Annotated in this window: 12 protein-coding genes; 8 read left to right on the top strand and 4 right to left on the bottom strand. The window is 52.8% G+C overall.

The window, feature by feature from the left end; translation table 11 throughout:
• Positions 1 to 14: 14 nt before the first annotated feature.
• The 6 genes from ACFQ1Z_RS10560 to ACFQ1Z_RS10535 all read left to right on the top strand — a co-directional run bounded on the left by ACFQ1Z_RS10560 (position 15) and on the right by ACFQ1Z_RS10535 (position 8,883).
• Positions 15 to 1,301, top strand: a complete 1,287-nt coding sequence (locus ACFQ1Z_RS10560; RefSeq protein ID WP_379057507.1) for a YhjD/YihY/BrkB family envelope integrity protein — start codon at positions 15 to 17, stop codon at positions 1,299 to 1,301.
• Between the two features lie 127 nt (positions 1,302 to 1,428).
• On the top strand, positions 1,429 to 2,934 hold the full coding sequence (locus ACFQ1Z_RS10555) for a tetratricopeptide repeat protein (protein ID WP_379057505.1): 1,506 nt from the start codon (positions 1,429 to 1,431) through the stop codon (positions 2,932 to 2,934).
• 153 nt (positions 2,935 to 3,087) lie between these two features.
• Positions 3,088 to 3,846: a YfiR family protein gene (locus ACFQ1Z_RS10550; RefSeq protein WP_379057504.1), complete on the top strand. Its 759-nt coding sequence runs from the start codon at positions 3,088 to 3,090 to the stop codon at positions 3,844 to 3,846.
• Positions 3,847 to 3,852: 6 nt separating this feature from the next.
• Positions 3,853 to 5,928, top strand: a complete 2,076-nt coding sequence (locus ACFQ1Z_RS10545) for a bifunctional diguanylate cyclase/phosphodiesterase (protein ID WP_379057502.1) — start codon at positions 3,853 to 3,855, stop codon at positions 5,926 to 5,928.
• Positions 5,929 to 5,977: 49 nt separating this feature from the next.
• Positions 5,978 to 7,240: an OmpP1/FadL family transporter gene (locus ACFQ1Z_RS10540; protein WP_379057501.1), complete on the top strand. Its 1,263-nt coding sequence runs from the start codon at positions 5,978 to 5,980 to the stop codon at positions 7,238 to 7,240.
• A gap of 182 nt (positions 7,241 to 7,422) precedes the next feature.
• Complete coding sequence (locus ACFQ1Z_RS10535) at positions 7,423 to 8,883, top strand: porin (RefSeq protein WP_379057499.1); 1,461 nt, start codon at positions 7,423 to 7,425, stop codon at positions 8,881 to 8,883.
• 113 nt (positions 8,884 to 8,996) lie between these two features.
• Here ACFQ1Z_RS10535 and ACFQ1Z_RS10530 read toward each other — a convergent pair whose 3' ends face one another.
• From ACFQ1Z_RS10530 to ACFQ1Z_RS10515, 4 genes are all read right to left on the bottom strand, one after another.
• Complete coding sequence (locus ACFQ1Z_RS10530) at positions 8,997 to 9,923, bottom strand: choice-of-anchor A family protein (protein ID WP_379057498.1); 927 nt, start codon at positions 9,921 to 9,923, stop codon at positions 8,997 to 8,999.
• Positions 9,924 to 10,105: 182 nt separating this feature from the next.
• Positions 10,106 to 12,712: an EAL domain-containing protein gene (locus ACFQ1Z_RS10525; protein ID WP_379057496.1), complete on the bottom strand. Its 2,607-nt coding sequence runs from the start codon at positions 12,710 to 12,712 to the stop codon at positions 10,106 to 10,108.
• A gap of 162 nt (positions 12,713 to 12,874) precedes the next feature.
• Complete coding sequence (locus ACFQ1Z_RS10520) at positions 12,875 to 13,534, bottom strand: pyridoxamine 5'-phosphate oxidase family protein (RefSeq protein ID WP_379057495.1); 660 nt, start codon at positions 13,532 to 13,534, stop codon at positions 12,875 to 12,877.
• A 107-nt stretch (positions 13,535 to 13,641) separates the two neighbouring features.
• Entirely contained in the window at positions 13,642 to 14,400 is a 759-nt protein-coding gene (locus tag ACFQ1Z_RS10515; RefSeq protein WP_379057494.1) for a hypothetical protein, read from the bottom strand.
• Positions 14,401 to 14,652: 252 nt separating this feature from the next.
• On the opposite strand from ACFQ1Z_RS10515, the gene ACFQ1Z_RS10510 reads away from it, so the two are divergent.
• Both ACFQ1Z_RS10510 and ACFQ1Z_RS10505 read left to right on the top strand, forming a co-directional pair.
• Positions 14,653 to 16,737 (top strand): putative bifunctional diguanylate cyclase/phosphodiesterase, encoded by a 2,085-nt coding sequence (locus ACFQ1Z_RS10510; protein WP_379057492.1) that lies wholly within the window; start codon positions 14,653 to 14,655, stop codon positions 16,735 to 16,737.
• On the top strand, positions 16,721 to 18,805 hold the full coding sequence (locus tag ACFQ1Z_RS10505; RefSeq protein WP_379057490.1) for a diguanylate cyclase domain-containing protein: 2,085 nt from the start codon (positions 16,721 to 16,723) through the stop codon (positions 18,803 to 18,805). The genes ACFQ1Z_RS10510 and ACFQ1Z_RS10505 overlap by 17 nt, the downstream gene beginning before the upstream one ends.
• Positions 18,806 to 18,811: the final 6 nt, after the last annotated feature.

Here is an 18,811-nt window from a genome sequence, read left to right as displayed (position 1 = left end):
ATGGGATCTCGTTGATGTTGACAGCAAGTGTGATCAGATTTAAGCGCCACTGGCATGCGCTCAGGCAATACTTTTTGCCTTATGTATATTCCACGCCGCTATTTGTCATTAAAACCACGCTACAAGGGGTGAGCAGGCACAGACTGATGGGGCTGTCTGCTGCCTTATCCTTTTATGCACTGTTCGCGCTGATCCCGCTGATCATCCTGATCTTCTTTTTAATCAGCCATATGGTGTATTCATCAGACTACGCCATCGTCAAGCTGGCGATACTGACCAGCAACCTGCTGCCGGAATTCAGCCAGCGCATCATGATAGAGGTGTACAACAACACGCAGACCAAAGCCGCCTGGGGGGCGCTGGGCTTTTTTATCCTGTTATGGACCATCACACCACTGGCGGCGGCGATGCGCTCCAGCTTTTACCAGATCGCCAGCCGGCATGATGTGCCATCTTTCTGGAACAAGAAATTGCGCGATGTGCTGGCGGTGCTTGGTGTGCTGCTGGTTTTCTTTCTGTTCACCGCTGCCGGCTTTGTGCTTGAATCAGTCATTGTTTTTCTGGCGGTGCATTTACCCTCTGCCCTGATCAACTTTGTCGGCGCCTTACTTTCGCTGCTGCTGACCACATTGCTGATCGCCGGGTTTTACCGCACCTTCTGCCCTTTGCATGTGCAATGGCGCCATTTGTTATTATCCGCACTGCTCACCGCCGGCCTGTGGCTGCTGATGCGGCCGGCGTTTGGCCTGTTTCTCAGTGTGAACAAGAATTTCGGCGCGGTGTTCGGCAGCATGAAAGCCATGTTCGTTTCCATCAGCTGGCTGTACCTGAATTTTGCCATCTTCCTGATCGGCTTTGAGTTGATGGTCACCCTCAGGCAAAAAGATATATTGCTGCTGAAAGGGCTGTTCAATGATGTTCCCAACCAGCAACATTATTTGCAGACCCTGATGCATAAATACGGCAAGACTTATAGCAACGGCAGTTATATCTTCAACCAGGGCGACGCCAACCATCATTACTATATGGTGGTAGAAGGCACGCTGCACCTGGTGCAACGCTTGCCGGATGGCGCAGACAAAACCATACGCATCTTGCAATACGGTGATTTCTTTGGCGATATCGCCTTGTTTTCTGCGCAGCCGGTCACCGCCAGTGCGGTGGTGGTCTCTGCACAGGCCGCGGTGATAGAGATAGATGCCGAATGCATAGAAGACTTGTTACAGGAAGAACCCAAGATAGCCGTACGCCTGCTCAAACAATTATCCAGTCACGCCCAGATCAACAGTGCCCCGGCCTGAAGCTGCTTTCATTTATGCTGAATTAAAAAGACTGACCCGCCAGTTTTTGTCTTAACTCAAAGCGACTGAGCCTTGCGAAATCGTTAGATATGTTACAAAATTGTAACAACCTTAGGAATCACGCATCATGGCACTTTCCCTCCCGCAAGAAATCAATGCACTGATACAGCAGCTGCAGGCGCAACAATACGCCAGCGTGGTACAGCGTGCCCGCCAGCTGCTGGCGCAGTTTCCGCGTGAGTTTATTTTGCACCATGTGCTGGCGCTGGCACTGGATCAAAGCCAGCAGTTCGCCGAGGCGTCGCTGGCGTATGCCCAGGCACTCAAGCTGCAACCGAACAATGTTGAACTCTGGTTCAATCATGCCATCGTGCTGACGCACCTGAACCAGCTGACCGAGGCAGAACAAGCCTACCGCAAAGCCATTACCCTCAACCCGCAATTTTTTGAGGCGCATGGCAACCTGGGCACCCTGCTGCAGAAACAGGGCCGCCTGGAAGAAGCCATCAGCAGCTACCAGACCGGCTTGCGTATACAACCGCAAGATGCGCGCGGCCATTTTAATTTAGGCACCGCCTACCGCGACCAGGGGCAATTGCAGGAGGCGGTACGCAGTTACCAGCGTGCCATTGAGCTTTTTCCCAATTACACCGATGCCTACAACAACCTGGGAGAGACCTGGCGCGACCAGGGCGACATGACGCTGGCGGTGCAGCATTACCAGCAAGCCTTGCAGCGCAACCCCGAACATGCGGGTGCCAATTACAATATGGGCGAGTTTCTTTACCTGGCAAAGCGTTATGAAGAAGCCATCCCTTACTTTCAACGTTCGCAACTGGACGACTGGCAATCGCGGGTATTGTATTGCCTGTACCAGGCAGAAAAGTTTGCTGACTTTAAACAGCTGCGCGCCGAGGTGATAGCGCAAGGCCCGCATACCGCGCCTTTTATTGCCACCTTATCCAGCCATTACAGTATCAATCACGGCGAAACTGACCCTTACCAGTTTTGTGCCAACGGGCTGGATTTCGTTTATCACCGGCGCCTGCCTGAACTGGCTCCTGGCAGCTCGCTGCTGGCAGAACTGCTGGAGAATATCGCGCAGACGGATATCGCCGAACGCAAACAGGCGCGCCTGACCAATGGCAAGCAATCGGCGGGCAATCTGTTCAAGCGCCCGGAAGCGGCTTTCCGCACGCTGGGAGAACTGGTCAAACGCGAGTTCAGTCTGTACCAGCAACATTTCCAGCAGGCGCAATGCGCACTGATCACGCACTTTCCGGCAGAGCTGGAGTTCACCAGCTCGTGGTATGTCAACATGCAAAAAGGCGGCCACCTGGATGCGCATATCCATGAGATAGGCTGGATCAGCGGCGCGGTCTACCTGGCCATGCCCGAAACTGCCGACCCTAAAGAAGGTGCTTTTGAATATGGCACGCATGGCGACGCTTACCCCAAGCTGCATGATGATTTCCCCAGCCGTTTTATCAAGCCCGGCATAGGCGATATCGTGCTCTTCCCTTCTTCGCTGTTCCACAGGACCATCCCCTTTCATGCCGAGGCCAATCGCATCTGTGTCGCCTTTGATTTAAAACCCGCCAGCCACCTGCAAACCGCCCACAGTCAGTACTGAGCGAAAATTGCTGACACAAGCAGCGCGCTATGACGGCCTGCACGGACTTGGCCTAGTCCGCAAATAACACTAAAATAAATTGATTATCATACAGATACAGAATTTATCAGTATTTTAGATTGTAGATTTTGTGCCACAAGGTATGATGTTTCATTGTTAAGCGCTGATGGCCTGCACCTGTTTAAAAGCAAGTCAGTGGCGCTCTCCGATGACACACCAAGGGAGTTCAGCCTGAAAATGAAACCAAGCTTTTGCAGGAGAACGCAGCACCCTAGCCTGGTCAACGCTACCCCCTCCGGCGATCACCCCCATCATTTACCCAGCATGCTGCAAGCAGGCCACCGCGAAAACAAGCGGCAGCGTCCACGCGTTTACGCTGCGATACGCCCGGCCCTGGCCTTTATGCTCTCGTGCCTGGGGCTGGCAGTCGCCCATACCGGCTGGGCAGCTTCAGCGCCACACGACATGCGTGAAACCACTTCTGAACTGATTTTTAACCTTGCCCTGCTGAGCCAGACCCCCAACCGCCTGCCTCAGGAAACCTACAATATCTGTGCGTTTGAAGAGGATATAGGTTATCTGCAATCCAGCACCCTGGAATCGCAAAAACTACAGAATGTGCCGCTGTTCTTGCTACCACTTAAAACGATCGCTGACGTGAAACGCTGCAATCTGTTGTATATTCAGGACTTTATTCCACAAAAACCGCTGGAATTACAACAGTCGATTCAAAAAGAATCGATACTGACCGTGGTACAAGGCAGTAACAAATTCTCAGATTACGGCCATGTGGTGATCCACGCGCAGGACAAGCGTTACCAGTTTGACCTGCGCATACAGCCGGCAAAACAGGCTGGGCTGGTGTTTGATGCGCGACTGTTGAAACTGGCGACCAATATTATTAACGATTAAGCGTGTATGTTAAGACTGTTTCGTAACCTGAAGATCGCCGAGAAATTACTGCTGACAGAATTGGCGATGACCCTGAGTATGCTATTGGTGTTCAGCATATTCGCCCTGGGTAACCACTATCATAATTTACGCACCCACCTGGCCGAGGGCATTCTGCTGCAAATGAATGTGGTCACCACCTCCATAGGCCCGGCAGTCATGTTCGGCGAGCTGGGTTCGGCGACCAAGACCCTGGAGCCACTCTCGGATAACACCAATATCCGCACCATAGTGATACTGGACCAGCATCAGCACAAGCTGGAAAGCCTGCACCCCCAGCACCTGCCCACTGCGTCTGCATGGCAATGGCTGTACCCTTTCTTTGGCGATATGCAGCTCAACGTGCCTATCGTCGTCAACGAAAAAACCGTAGGCACGCTACGCACCATCATCAAACAGGAGCAGATAGTCGATATGCTGATCGGCTTTGCCTGGTCGAATACCGTTGCCGCCATTGCAGCGGCGCTGTTCGGTTATTTCGTGATGTGGCGGCTTAACCGCTATATCGTCGGCCCTATCCACACCCTGCAGACCTTTGTCAGCAACATCACGCAAAACCATCATTACGAGCAGCGCATTTACACCACCAGCCAGGACGAGATAGGCCTGCTGGGCAAAGACATCAACAACATGCTGGAAAGCATCAGCCAGCGCGACGCCCAGCTGCAGAAAGAGCTGGAACACCGCAAGGAGATAGAAGAGAAACTGCAGTTCCTGGCGCATTACGATAAAAGCACGCTGTTGCTGAACCGCCATGCGTTTGAAGAGATCATCACCAAAAAGATCACCAGCCCGGCCGATGAACGCAAACGCGTTTACCTGCTATTGCTGGACCTGGACCGTTTCAAGATCGTCAACGACACCTTCGGCCATAATACCGGCGACAAATTACTGCAACAGGTTGCACACAGGCTGCGCGGCAATATGTCGCAAGAAGACGCGATCTTCAGGCTGGGTGGTGATGAATTCGCCGTGATCCTCGAAGCGCCCAAACGCAGCACCATAGAACAGGTGTGTAACCGGGTGATCCAGAATATCTCCACCCCGTTTATTGTCGATGACCATGAGATCCATATCGGCGTCAGCATAGGCATAGCCACCCTGCGGCCAGGTTTTGACTCTAAAACCGAAGTCATGAAAAATGCCGATATGGCGCTTTACCAGGCCAAAGATGCCGGCAGGAACACCTTCCGCTTTTACAGTGATGAGGATGAGGTCAATACTTCTGAACTGCGCACGCTGCGCGAAGAGCTGCACTTTTCACTGCAGAACCACGAGCTGGAGCTTTATTACCAGCCCATCATTCATACCCAGCAGTTAAAGACCATAGGCTTTGAAGCCTTGCTCAGGTGGCGGCACCCGACCAAAGGCGTGCTGGCACCAGACCAGTTCATACACCTGGCAGAAGGCTCAGGCCTGATCATCAGCATAGGGGCCTGGGTCATACACCAGTCACTCAAGCAACTGGCCATGTGGCAGCAAACCTATGACAAAGACCTGTTCATGAACGTCAATATCTCGTCCCGCCAGCTGGACGATGACAGTTTGTCCTCCACCATACGTCACGCGCTGGACTACTACCGCATCTCGCCGCGCACGCTCAACCTGGAGATCACCGAATCCATGGTCATGCGCAATATCGAATCTGCCAAGCATGTGCTGTATGCCTTGAAGCAGCTCGGCATAGGCATTGCGATCGATGATTTTGGCATAGGCCACTCATCCATGAATTACCTCAAGCAGCTGCCGGTCGATATCCTCAAGATAGACAAGCAATTCACTGCCGGTATCCCGCATGATAAAGTCGATATTGCCATTGTCGATGCCCTGGTGGCGCTGGCGGTCAGCCTTAACCTGAAAGTGGTAGCTGAAGGTGTAGAAAGCGCTATCCAATTCGAATACCTGCAATACAAACTCTGCCATCATGTGCAAGGCTATCTGTTCAGTGCTGCGTTATCGGCCAGCCAGACCACGGCTTTCCTGGCAGATTTTCCGGAAAGTATCCCGGCCGGCTTCCGCAAGGCAGTGTTACCGGAAGCCTGATTTAAACATTGAAATAACTTAAAACATAAAACGCGCTTTAGGGGGATTCATGTCACGTTGTACGTCGCCAGTTATGTTTGGCATTTTATTGTCTGCTTATCAGCTCACAGGCCATGCGGCCGGCTTTGCCCTTTCCGAGCAAAGTGGCAGCGGCCTGGGTAACGCCTATGCCGGCGCCGCTGCCGTGGCTGAAGATGCCAGCACCATTTATTTCAACCCGGCCGGCATGACCTATATAGAAGGACGGCAACTGGTGGGCGCTTTGCACACCATACGCACCTCGGGTGACTTTAATAACCGGGGCAGCATCTCCCCTACCGGGCAGCCTCTGGGCGGCGAAGGTGGTGATTTTGGCGGCTGGGCTTTCCTGCCGAATATCTACTATAAACAGGACCTGACTGAGCAGCTTAAGTTCGGCATCGGGGTGGGCACTCCCTTCGGCCTGAAAACGGAATATAACCGAAATTGGCTGGGACGTTTCCAGGCCGTCAAGTCCGAACTCAAAACCATCAACATCAACCCGTCATTAGCCTGGAAAGTAAATGACCAATGGTCACTAGGTTTCGGTATTTCGGCTATGTGGGCAGAAGCCGAACTGACCAGCCGGGCAAATATCGGCACCGGCCCGGGCGTTAAAAACAAGGGCGATGACTGGGGCTTTGGCTACAATCTAGGTGCGATTTATCAGGCAACGCCTGACACGCGCTTTGGGGTCGCTTATCGTTCTAAAGTGGAACAGCATTTGAAAGGCGATGTACGCTCACCGTTTACCCAGGCAAATGGCATTCCTGGGTCTACACTGAATACCGATATCTCGGCAGATCTCACATTACCTGAAACATTCTCTTTCAGTGCATTCAGCCACTTGAATGATCAGTGGGAATTGTTGACTGACATCACCTGGACTCGCTGGAGCCAGTTCAAAGAGCTGAAAATCATCCGTGAGAATGGCAGCAATACTACAGTCGGCCCCGCTATCACCGAACATTGGAACAACGTGTTGCGCTACTCGGTGGGCATGAATTACCTTTACTCCGACACGATTAAACTGCGTACCGGCCTGGCATATGATGATGAAGCGATTGATAACGAGCACCGAACTGCGCGTATTCCGGGTAATGACCGTATCTGGCTCTCATTAGGTGCCAGCTGGCAATATAACCCCCAGACCAAACTGGATATAGGCTACACACACCTGTTTATCAAAGATGCGCGTATCAATGATGATCAGCGTCCGACAAGAGGGCTGATTGCAGGAAAATATGAAGGTAGCGCTGATATTTTAAGCCTGCAATTTGCCTATAACTTCTAGCTTTTCAACTACCGTTTTTACACAAGCCGTGCTTCTGAAAAGCACGGCTTTTTCTTTTTGCGCCGGCGTCCACCACTCCCGTTTGTCAGGTCCGTGTAAGCAGCTTGTCATCTAACATTCACACACAAAACCCAAAATTGCTGGCTAGAAATAACCAGTCATATCGTTTTCAAGGATACCGGATGAACCTCAACCATTTTTTCAAATTAGCACTGCTGCCACTGAGCATACACCAGGCATTTGCCGCCCAGACCGAACAGCCTGGCACCGCGACACAAGAATCCCCTTCTTTTGTTTCACGTTTCATGAACGACGATAATCCGTTGCGCGTCAATTTCGAGCTGGGTGACCACCCTTCCTATTTCCAGGTATATGGCCTGGTGGATATCGGTCTCACCCATATCAACCATTCTTTGCCCGAAAGCTATGAATTAGCGAATAACTTTTATCCTTATGCCGGGGCCAAAAAGACCGCCAGAACTACATCAAGAACCAACTGGGTGAATGGTGGCTGGCAAGGCTCACGTCTGGGTTTTAAAGGCGAAGTGGCCAAGCTGCAAGCCTGGGACCATGATTTCAAATTCATCTATCAGTTTGAAGCCGGCTTTAATACGCTGGATATGAAACTGCATGATGCGGCGCAGACCCTGGCTGATAACTCGGGTACCAATGCCAACTCCAGCGTCAGCACCAACTCATCCATGAACGGTGAATTGTTTACCCGTCAGGCCTGGGCAGGGATAGATGGCGGCTCATTAGGTAAATTGACCTATGGTACCCAGTACAACCCGTTCTTTGAGATCACCGTGACTTATGACCCTAACGGCAAAGCCGACAGTTTCTCGCCTCTGGGTGAGAGCGGCACCGTGGGCGGTGGTGGTGGCGTGTCAGAAAACTCGCGTATGAAGAACTCAATCAAATACGCCAATGTTTACGAGCTGGAAGATCATGACAAGATCAACTATGCGGTGATCAACCAGTTTGGCAATTCGGCTGGCACTTCGCATGGCAACGGCTTTACCACCCAGCTAGGCTACGAGAGCAGTGCCTTTGGCGTGCAGTTCGCCTACGACAAGTTTTTTGACTCGGTGCGTTCGGGCGTGGCTGCACCTGGCAACCCCTTGGCCAATGACACCATCGCGGTGGCACTGCTGAATACCGAAGCCGCCTTGCTGACCGGCAGATGGTCCCCGACCAAAGACCTGAAGATCATAGGCGGCATGGAATGGTACCAGTTGAAACCTTCTTCAACCGCCACCATCAGCTACCATAACCTGTATGACCAGACCGTGTTTGGCGGCGTTGCCACCTCGGCATTGCAGCCTAGCTTTAAACAGGATAACCACGTCTATTACCTGGGTGCCAATTTTGACTTTGCGCAACGCATGCCGGCACTGGCAGGCCTGACCACTTCTATCGGCTTTTATGAAACCAAGGCCGATGCGATTGAAGGGCCTACTGTTTCAACTAACTCGCAGGGCAAGATAGACACCTGGACCGCCATGGCTGACTACCGGTTTAACAAGCGTTTTGATACTTATGTCGCTTACACCAGCAACCACTTTTCCGGGGACAAATACCCGAGTGCTACCACTTATAGAGATGTGAACAGTGTAGGGGCAGGGCTGCGCCTGAAGTTTTAAACCAGCGAAGTTTTAAAACTAGCAGCAGACAAGCCGGTTAAATAAAAAAGACTCAAGCTATGCTTGAGTCTTTTTTTTACTACCCTGGCGCGTTGAGCACGCTAGTGGCCTGTTCAGGCCTGATATTGCCTTTTGCGTGCCAGCAAACCGACTATGCCCAGGCCAGCCAGCAACATGGCATATGATTCAGGTTCAGGCACCGCGCTCACTGGCAAGCCGGCGACTTCGGTCGCTTGGAACATGCCTTTCACGTTGACCTGGGTATTGGTGTTCCAGCTTTTACCTATGACATTGCCGTTGATGGCAGTGTAGCCACCGGTGATATCAGCCAATGGCGCCAGGATAGAACCAGTGGCGCCGGAACCAGTGTTAAGGGCAGTCGCCTCATAAAAGTTATAGATCACATTAAAACCATACTTGCCGAAATCGTTACCGGTGCCGCCATCAAATCTTAATGAATCACCGGAAATATTGAGGATGATGGTCTGGCCGTTGGCGAAGCCGCTGAAAGTGGTGTTGTTTCTAGAGTTGAACAGGCTGCCGTCTATGTCAAAGATCTGTGCATCAGTGCTATTGCTGGCGGTGAGCTGCAAACCGCTATATTGATAGCTGGCAGTGCCGGTGTTGCCCAGGTTGTTCAGGCTCAGTGACAGGTTTTGCAGGTAGGTACGCTCACTGGCAAAATCAACCGGGTTGCTATTGCTATAAGCGCCGCTAAAGCCAAAGCTGGAGGTAGTGCGCGTGCCAGCAACATCAATATTGCCATTTTTCACGCTGCCACTGCGGAAGTTCAGGCTCTTGCCCACCACCAGCGCATTGCCGGCAACGCCACGATTCAACTCGTTCACGGCATAGTTAGTTGCTTCAAAGTGGCCGCCGACAGCAATGGCGCCTTCAACATCGCTGTTGCTGCTGGTAAAGTTCTCAAACACGAATACATTGTATTGGCCGGCAACACCAAGATCGAGGATACCTGCAGATGCGCTTAAGGCCTGCAGAGACAATACGGTGATGGCTAACTGCTTGATGATGGACTTCATATGGCTTTCTATCGTATGACTTAATGGAGAATGACTGTAGGGAGAATGACAGCGAACATGATGTTCATTCGGGACCACATGCTAAAGAATAATGCCGGCAATAGCATGTGTTTTTAACTACTTTTACGTTGTGGGAATTATTGTTCAGGCGAGCCAGGCCAGCATCAGGATAGGAGCAAGTGTCAGCAGATATCGACTTGTGCGCCTTGAGCACCGGCTTTTTGCGCTTCTGCAGCCAGCAGTTGTTCAAACTCTGCGGCCGGGATGGGCGGCGAATAGAAGAATCCCTGTGCATAATCGCAATGGATGGCACGCAGCAGGTCACGCTGCATTGCGGTCTCTACGCCTTCGGCGATCACCTTGAGGCCCAGTTTGTGCGCCATGACGATGATGGCTTCACATAACACATAGCTTTCGTTACCTTCGCTGAGTTCGCGGGTGAACGACTGGTCTATCTTGAGAAAATCAATATCAAACTTGCTCAGGTAGGATAAAGAAGAATAACCGGTGCCGAAGTCATCAATGGCGACCTGTACCCCCAGATCCCTGAAATGCAGCAGGCGTTGCTCAACCACCGGGTCAGGGTTGAGCAACAGGCCCTCGGTGATCTCGACCACGATACGTTTTCCCTCCAGACCCAGTTGCTGCAGCAGCTGCATCCAGTCATTGTTCATGGCCGAAGGATCTATGAACTGCATGGGTGATTTGTTGACACTGATGGCGAATTCGTCGCCCACCAGCGCCTGCCACTTTAATGCATTCTGTGCCGCCTGCCTGAAGATCCAGTCGCCCATGCGTATGATCTCGCCGGTTTCTTCTGCCACCGGGATAAACAAGGCCGGGCTGATCAATCCGCGCTTGGGGTGCTGCCAGCGCATCAGGGTCTCGGCTTTGACTATGCGGTCACTACGCAGGCAGATGATAGGCTGGTAATAATCGCGCAACTCATCGTTGGCTACCGCGCTGCGCAGATCCCTGGCTAACGATGTGCGCTGGGTCAGCGCTTCGCGCATCGCCTGCGAAAAGAAGCACACATTATTGCGGCCGCGGTTTTTGGCTTCATACATGGCCTGGTCTGAATGCTGGATCATCTCTTCGGCATTGGCTGCGTCATCGGGAAACTGGCTGACACCTATACTGGCGGTCACGAACATGCGTTCGCCACCCAGGATATACGAGTGAGAAATATGCTGTAGCACCTGATTGCACAGCGCGTGCAAGTCGGCCACCTCTGCCGGCAGGATCACGGCGAACTCGTCACCGCCCAGCCGCGCCACGGTCGCACTCTCCATCACGTTCTGGCGTATGCGTCGCCCGACTTCTATCAGCAGGTCATCACCGTGGTGGTGGCCCAGCGTATCGTTAATATCCTTGAACTGATCCAGATCGAGAAACAGCAGCGCCAGCCGTTGCTGTTTCGATGCCGCTTGCTCTATCGCCTCTACCAGCCGCTGATTGAAATAATGCCGGTTAGGCAGCTGGGTCAGGCTGTCATAATTCGCCTGCCGCCAGATCGCTTCTGCGGCGGCTTTTTTCTCGGTGATATCGAAATGCGTACCATGCATGACCAGCGGTTCACCAGCCGGGGTGCGCGAGATCAGGCTGCCCCGGTCAGACACCCAGATCCAGCGTCCGTCTTTATGGCGCATGCGTATATCGCATTCGTAAAAATCCATCTCGCGGTTGAGATGACGCTCTATCAGCTGCAAGGCAAGCTGCAGATCATCGGGATGGATCAGATTTTTAGCGGTTTCCAGTGTCAGTGGCCTGAGTTCGTCCAGCGTGTAGCCCACGATCTCGGCCCAGCGCGCATTGTACTGGCACTCGCCGGTCTGCATATTCCACTCCCAGGTGCCGGCCCGGGTGGCATCAATGATCTCGGTCAGGCGCAGGCGCTGGTTTTCAAGTTCCTGGCTTTTGCTTTCTATCTCGGCGGTCTTGCGCCTCACCGCCACGCGCAGGGTGTACACCAGCAACATCAGCACCACCGCCACTACCAGTATGAATGCCAGCGCCAGGATAGCCTGCCTGGAGTAGGCATTGCGCGGCACATGGCTGCCTTTCCATTTGGATTCTATCGCTGCCAGTTCAGCGGCGCTGATGTTGGCTGCGCCCTGTTCTATCAAGGCGAGTAGCTGCGGATTATCCTTTTTGACTGCCCTGTGGAATTTGCCGTGATAAAGGGTGAATGAGCGCAGTATGCTATCCTCGGCACCCTTGCGATACAGATAGTAGCTGGCGGGATAATCATCCATGCAACTGATCATGACTTGCTGGTTGAGGGTCGCCTGAATGATCTCGTCATAACTGTTGTAGACGCGGAAAGATTTCACCCCGGCTTCTTGCAGCTGGAAAATGCAGCCATCGCCTTTTTGCACACCCACGGTAAAGCCGGCCAGTGATTCGGCAGAGATCAGGCCGCTCATGCTTTCATGCGCATAAATGCCGACCGCGACTTTGGCATAAGGCGCCGAAAACGCGTATTTAGTCTCGCGCTCGGGGTTGCGGAATATCATTTCTATCACATCCGCATGACCGCTCAGCAATTGCTGTTGCGCCATTTCCCAGCTGGTGGAGACCAGCGTCACATCGACACCGGTCTTCTGCTCCCACAGCTTCCAGTAATCTGCCACTATGCCTACGGTATTGCCGCGGTCATCCTTGAATAAATAGGGTGGGTAATTGTCGTCGCTGATGACGGTGATGGCCGTTACCGGCGCGGCAACAGCCTGGCAGATACTTGCCAGGCTGAACAAGAGTAAGAGAGAGTAAGGGTTGAAATAACGCATGCAGAACAAGTGTGACCACTTACATCGATTCAACTTTCGTCACATGGAATAATTGTTGTTCGGTTTTTTTAAGCGATTATGCGGGATATGAAATATTAAAACTATCTCAATACAATTTATTTGATATTAATAGCGGCAATATATACCCGGCTTAGGCAAAAATCAGACATCAGGCGCACCCGCCTTGATCTTCGCCATCCAGTCTTCCACCTGGATAAACCCGGAGTCCTGCGCTTTTCTGGCGTCTTCTTCTGACAGCACATCCTGCATGAACTCAAAGCGTTTCCATTCGGCCAATGGCGTCTGGCATTGCGCGACCGGCACATAACGCGACTGGCTTTCGCGCGTATAGCGGTGGATATAGCGCGGGCAGTTCTGCCACAATTCAGACAGGGTGACCTTGACCACGAATTCGGCTTCCTGGTAGATGGCCAGCAATTGCGGGTCCCTGGAAACTGCACTCACTCCTTGCAGGCGTATGCGGTGCGGCTTGTCAAACGCAATAAACAACATGCCTATATCGGCATTTGCCACCATATTGCCCACCGACAATTGCATGCCGTTGCCGTTATACACCGGGAAGATCAGCGTCTGCGCATCCAGCACCTGCACAAAGCCGGTGTGACCGCCTTTATAAGACACAGTCGGCCTGCCGTTGTGGTCCACCGTAGAAAGAAAGAACATATCCAGCGATTCGATAAAGGCTTTGGCATCATCATCGATCTCCGTCTTGCAGGCGATCTCCTCTATCCTGTCGGCCAGTTTCCTGGTGCCTTGCTCGTCCTGCACCTTGCGATGCACTTCTCCAAATAAACGACTCATGCCTACCCCCTATGCAGATCCTGATCTGTTAAAAATGCGCTCAGCGTGTGAACAGCGTCTCACGCGGTCAGCAACAGACATTGTAGATCGGGCGCAGCTAATCGTCACTAGAACACGCGTATCAGCCTGAAACTCCACAACTTTTCAGTTTTGCTGCCGGCGTTGAGTGTAGAGGCGGCGACCCCGGCCTGTAGCGTGTAATGCTGGTTGATATCATAGTGCAGCTGCGGCGTCAGCCGGTAGCGCCAGGAGCCGCCACTGCTTACTTCCTGGTTCAGTTCCAGGCCCAGCGTCAGCCTGGGTGAGACATCATAGAACACGGTATTGTTAAGCAGGTATTCGACCTCGGCACTGCGGTTGATACCATTGATGCGCAGCCCCAGCATGCTTAGGCTAGACCATTGGTCCGCCCAGCGCACAGCATGGATATAAGTCGCGTCACCCGACAGGGTCTTGGTATGTTTGTTGAGGTCTAAAAACGCCTGCCAGCCATTGGCCATGCCCAGATGGTTATAGATACCCAGGGTCTTCTGGATGGCCACTTTATAGCGCTCATGGCTGGCATCTTCAAACGGCAATTCCAGCTCCAGCGCCAGGTCATCGGCCAGGCCATACTCCACCTCGGGCGCCCAGCTGACATCGTCGGTGTGCGGGTTGATATCCACCAGCGCATTGACTTCCATATCACCTTGCCTGACACCTAGCGGGCGCACCAGATCATACACCATAGGCTCGGGTATACGCAGCAGGCGGTCGCTATGGGCGGCGTCTGTTTCACGGAAAAACGGTTCTTCTGCGGCCTGGGCTGCCGGTAGCAAAAGTGCGGTGCAATACGCCCATGTAAAAATATTTTTTTCCAGCTTCATAACTGCATTGATATAAATAAAAATGCAATGCTATCATGGCAACTAGGAGATATAGGCTTACACACCCATTTAAAGCCTGGTCGGCATAGGCTTGAATACGGGTTCTCCGTAGTAGCAGGCAATACCCTTGCAAAAGATGAACTTGCAGCAGATTGACGAGTCACTATGCTGATCAGCATCTTTGCATTTATCTGATTTTTTGACGTTTTTTTAAATTAACGTTTCCTGTACAGGATCAGAGCAAGGAACAAAATGTCGACACTCGCTTACTTTTTAACGGGGCAGAACAACCCGTTTGTCGTACTGTTATCACTGCTGATGTCATGCAGTATCTGGTGGGGGGTGCTGGTGATAGAGTCCAGCATCCGCAGCCTGGATTATCTGAATGCGCGCAAATGGCGTATCTGGCAGACATTGCTACTTGGCTTTGGCATCTGGGCCTTTCACTTTATCGGCATGCTGGGCTGGCACCCGGGTTTCACGCTTTATTTTGATACCACCCTCACCTTCACTTCACTGATCATTTCCATCCTGGCGGCTTATTCGCTGATCGCGGCTTTCAAAATGAAAGCCGCGCTGTTTTCAACCTATATCATGCTGCATACGCTGGGCTTTACCATTGGCCTGGGCATCATGCATTACCTGGGCATTTTTTCGGCACAGACCGTGCCGGCAGCAAAATGGGATTGGTCGTGGGTGCTGATATCGCTGGTGCTGGCCATAGTGCTGGGCCTGGGGGCGGTGGCATGGACGCAGTGGAAAACGCAACTGCCGCCCGCGACCAAGCGCAACGCGCGCCTTTTTGTCGCCCTAGGCCTGGGCGTGCTGCTGTTTTTTGTGCACTATACCGGCGTCATAGGCGCCAGTTTTCCGCAAGGCAGTTTCTGTATCAACAATGCGGCGTTCTCCACCGGCACCCTGGCTACCATAGTCATTATCTGCGGCCTGATCATGGCGGCTTCGATGATGTTTACCAGCAATATGGAAGCGCGCATTGAGTCCAAGCTGCAGGAGCAGAACCGTAACCTGACCAATAAAACCGAGTTACTCGAACAACTGCTGTTCGTAGACACCATCACCGAGTTGCCTAACCGTAATGCGCTGGACCAGAAATTGCGCGAACTGGTGAAAAGCAACCACAACCATGCACATCTGATCAAGATACTGCTGGTCAGCTATGAATCTATCTGTGACTCGTGGGGGCAGGAGTTCGGCAACAAAGTCATACACCTGATGAAAGATCGCATCAATGAAAAAAAGCTGCAAAACAGCACGCTATACCGGGCTTCTGAAAGTGTGTTCGAGATATTGTCCACCCATGATATTCCCGATCTGCCGGCGTTCGCCGCACATCTGTGCGAGCATATCTCACAGTCTTTCGAGATCGACGGCAAATCTATTTCGCTGGGCTGCCAGATCGGTTTTGCCACCGCCAACTCTTATGGCGAGCTGACACAACTGCCTTCCATGTCACGTTCGGCCTGTGATTATGCGCAACGCAGCAGTGTCAGCTGGTTAAGCTTTGAGCCACATATGCTGAAAGATACCCGCGACGAGCTGGAGATCCAGGGCCAATTGCGTAAAGCCATTCATGACTCTGAGTTCAAACTGGCGTTTCAGCCCAAGGTGGATGCCAATTCGGGCGAGCTGATAGGCGCCGAGGCATTGCTGCGCTGGAGCACCGGCGACAACCAGTTTATCAGCCCGGCCAAGTTTATTCCTATTGCTGAAAAATACGGGCTGATCAATGCCATAGGCCAGCTGATACTGCACCAGTCGCTGGCGCAACAGGCGCGCTGGATAGAAGATAAGCTGCATCTGCGGCTGTCTATCAATCTGTCGCCTTACCAGCTTGAGCAGCCCGACCTGGTGGAGACTATCGCTGCCCTGCTGAAAAAATACAATGTGCCGCCTGATACCATCTGTTTCGAGATCACCGAATCAGCTGCCATGCTGCGGCCGCAGCTGACCATAGAAAAACTGCGAAAACTGCGGCAACTGGGAGTAGAGCTGTCTATCGATGATTTTGGCACCGGCTATTCTTCGCTGAGCCTGTTGCACACGCTGCCCATACATGAGCTCAAGATAGACCGCAGCTTTGTGCAAAGCATACGCACCGGCAGCCTGCCCATCATACGTGCCTCTATCCAGATGGCGAAAGACCTGCGTATACGCACGGTGGCCGAGGGCATAGAATCTGAAGACGAACGCGTGTGCATGGTCGCCTGTGGCGTCGATGAACTGCAAGGCTATCTGATCTCCATGCCCTTGTTCGGCGATGCCTTCACTACCTTTGCCATCAACCATAAGCAGGTGAGCCATGCCAGCATTGTTTAATCTGAGAAACCTGGTCGCTGCGGCCGTCGTGATGACACTGACCGTGTATCTGGTGCCGCAACATGTGCTGTCGCCTGTGGTTAGCGATGCGCTGATCGCACTGCAGCTGCTCGCCGAGCTGCTGGTGATCGTGATTTCGGCATTGATCGCCATCACGGCCTGGCACAGCCTGCCGGCCGAACTGGGGTTTGCGCGTGCCGGCGCTGAAAGGCATGTGAACCATATCCTGCTCACCGGTTTTTCGCTGGTGTTTATCATGCACGCGGCCTACCTGTATGGCTTTGTCGATGAAAAAACGTTAGACCCCAGCCGCAAGACGACGGTATTCCTGTTTTATGCCAGGGTGTTTGAGATCATGGTCTATGCCGCACTCACTTTTGCCATCAAACTGCGCGCGCAACGCAAGACCTTGCTGCTGGCGGGGTTGAGTTTTGCCGTGGTGCTGATGTCGCTGACCCAGCCTTACACGGCGGCCAGCCAGGTGCCATCAGCCGATTCGGTGTTTGTACATGTGGTGGCGGGCTATATGGTGGCATTGCTGTACTGTGTCCTCGCCTATCTGCTGTTCTCGCAAGCGACAACTACCTTACTGCAGCATGATCGCGCCCGCCAGCTGGCTTATACCTGTGTATTTTCTGGCCTGAGCCTGCTTTGCCTGCAATCGCACCAGACTGACTCTGACCTCGGCGAGCTGGCCAGCCATGTGTTCACCATCATTGCTTATACCCTGCTGGCCAGGCTGACGGTCGTGTTCACCTTTGATCAGTATGCGCAGAACCTGAAGCAGATCCAGCAACAGAATCAAACCGAACTAAACACCCTGATCCAGGCCTTGCCACTGTCTATCGCCAGGCTGGATCACAGCCTGCGTTACCGCTACGTCAATACCACGCACGAGAAAGTCATGGGCTTTCACCTCAATGACACCATAGGCAAACATGTGGATGAGATACTGCCGCACGAGATACGCGAGACCGCCAGGATGCACCTGACAAATGCGCTGGAGGGCAAGCACGGCAACTTTAACTATTCGATAGAAAAAGTCGATTCCAAAATGGCTTACCGCCATGTACAGGTCGTGCCCGAGCCGGATGACCATAATGAAGGCGGTGTGCTTATGATCATCCTCGACACCTCGGACCAGGAGCTCATGCAGCAAAAAGTCAGGCAGTTTGTGCGCGAGCTGACCGAGCTGAACGCCGCGCTGGATGCGCATGCGATCGTGGCATTCACCGACAGGAACGGCATCATCACCAAGGTGAATGACAAATTCTGCGAGATCTCCAAGTTTTCGCGCGGCGAGCTGATAGGGCGCACGCACAAGATCATCAACTCGGGCGTGCATCCCACCGCTTTTTTCAAGGACCTGTGGCAGACCATTTCATCCGGCCAGGTGTGGAACGGCGAGATCTGCAACCGCGCCAAGGATGGCAGCCTGTATTGGGTGCACACCACCATAGTGCCATTTCTGGGCCCGGATAATAAACCACTGCAATATGTCGCCATCTGCGCCGACATCACCGAACGCAAACTGGCCGAAGAACGGGCCAACTACCTGGCTTTGCATGACGTGCTGACCGGGCTGGCCAATCGCCGGCTGATGCATGAACGACTGGAGATCACCATGGCCAATTGCCAGCGTATGGCGGTCTATGGCGCACTCATCATGCTCGACCTGGATAAATTCAAGCAGATCAATGACACCTATGGCCATGCCAGCGGTGACGAATTACTCAAGCAGGTGGCCAAGCGCCTGCAACGCTCGGTGCGCGGCAACGATACTGCTGCCAGGCTGGGCGGTGACGAGTTCGTCATCATCATCAGTGACACCGGTGCCGGCTTCGACGAGGCCAAGGAAACCACCTCGCAATTTTGCGCCCGCATGAAAAACATCCTCAATCAGGCTTACGAGATCGACGAGCATGTATTCAAGGTGACTGCCAGCATGGGTTTTGTACTGTTTAATGGCAACCAGGTCTCGGTAGACCATCTGTTTGAACGCGGTGATGCTGCCCTGTATGAAGCCAAGAACAAGGGCAAAGACCGCTATGTGTTTTCAGAGGTATGAATACAG

This window comes from Methylophilus luteus (genome assembly GCF_042676265.1).
Lineage (GTDB): Bacteria > Pseudomonadota > Gammaproteobacteria > Burkholderiales > Methylophilaceae > Methylophilus > Methylophilus luteus.
This window is presented reverse-complemented; position numbering and strand designations above follow the sequence as displayed.

Bases quoted from the DNA above. Each gene is read 5' to 3' on its own strand.
- ACFQ1Z_RS10560 (WP_379057507.1), top strand. From the start codon at position 15: ATGTTGACAGCAAGTGTGATCAGATTTAAGCGCCACTGGCATGCGCTC.
- ACFQ1Z_RS10555 (WP_379057505.1), top strand. From the start codon at position 1,429: ATGGCACTTTCCCTCCCGCAAGAAATCAATGCACTGATACAGCAGCTG.
- ACFQ1Z_RS10545 (WP_379057502.1), top strand. From the start codon at position 3,853: ATGTTAAGACTGTTTCGTAACCTGAAGATCGCCGAGAAATTACTGCTG.
- ACFQ1Z_RS10540 (WP_379057501.1), top strand. From the start codon at position 5,978: ATGTCACGTTGTACGTCGCCAGTTATGTTTGGCATTTTATTGTCTGCT.
- ACFQ1Z_RS10535 (WP_379057499.1), top strand. From the start codon at position 7,423: ATGAACCTCAACCATTTTTTCAAATTAGCACTGCTGCCACTGAGCATA.
- ACFQ1Z_RS10530 (WP_379057498.1), bottom strand. From the start codon at position 9,923: ATGAAGTCCATCATCAAGCAGTTAGCCATCACCGTATTGTCTCTGCAG.
- ACFQ1Z_RS10525 (WP_379057496.1), bottom strand. From the start codon at position 12,712: ATGCGTTATTTCAACCCTTACTCTCTCTTACTCTTGTTCAGCCTGGCA.
- ACFQ1Z_RS10520 (WP_379057495.1), bottom strand. From the start codon at position 13,534: ATGAGTCGTTTATTTGGAGAAGTGCATCGCAAGGTGCAGGACGAGCAA.
- ACFQ1Z_RS10515 (WP_379057494.1), bottom strand. From the start codon at position 14,400: ATGAAGCTGGAAAAAAATATTTTTACATGGGCGTATTGCACCGCACTT.
- ACFQ1Z_RS10510 (WP_379057492.1), top strand. From the start codon at position 14,653: ATGTCGACACTCGCTTACTTTTTAACGGGGCAGAACAACCCGTTTGTC.
- ACFQ1Z_RS10505 (WP_379057490.1), top strand. From the start codon at position 16,721: ATGCCAGCATTGTTTAATCTGAGAAACCTGGTCGCTGCGGCCGTCGTG.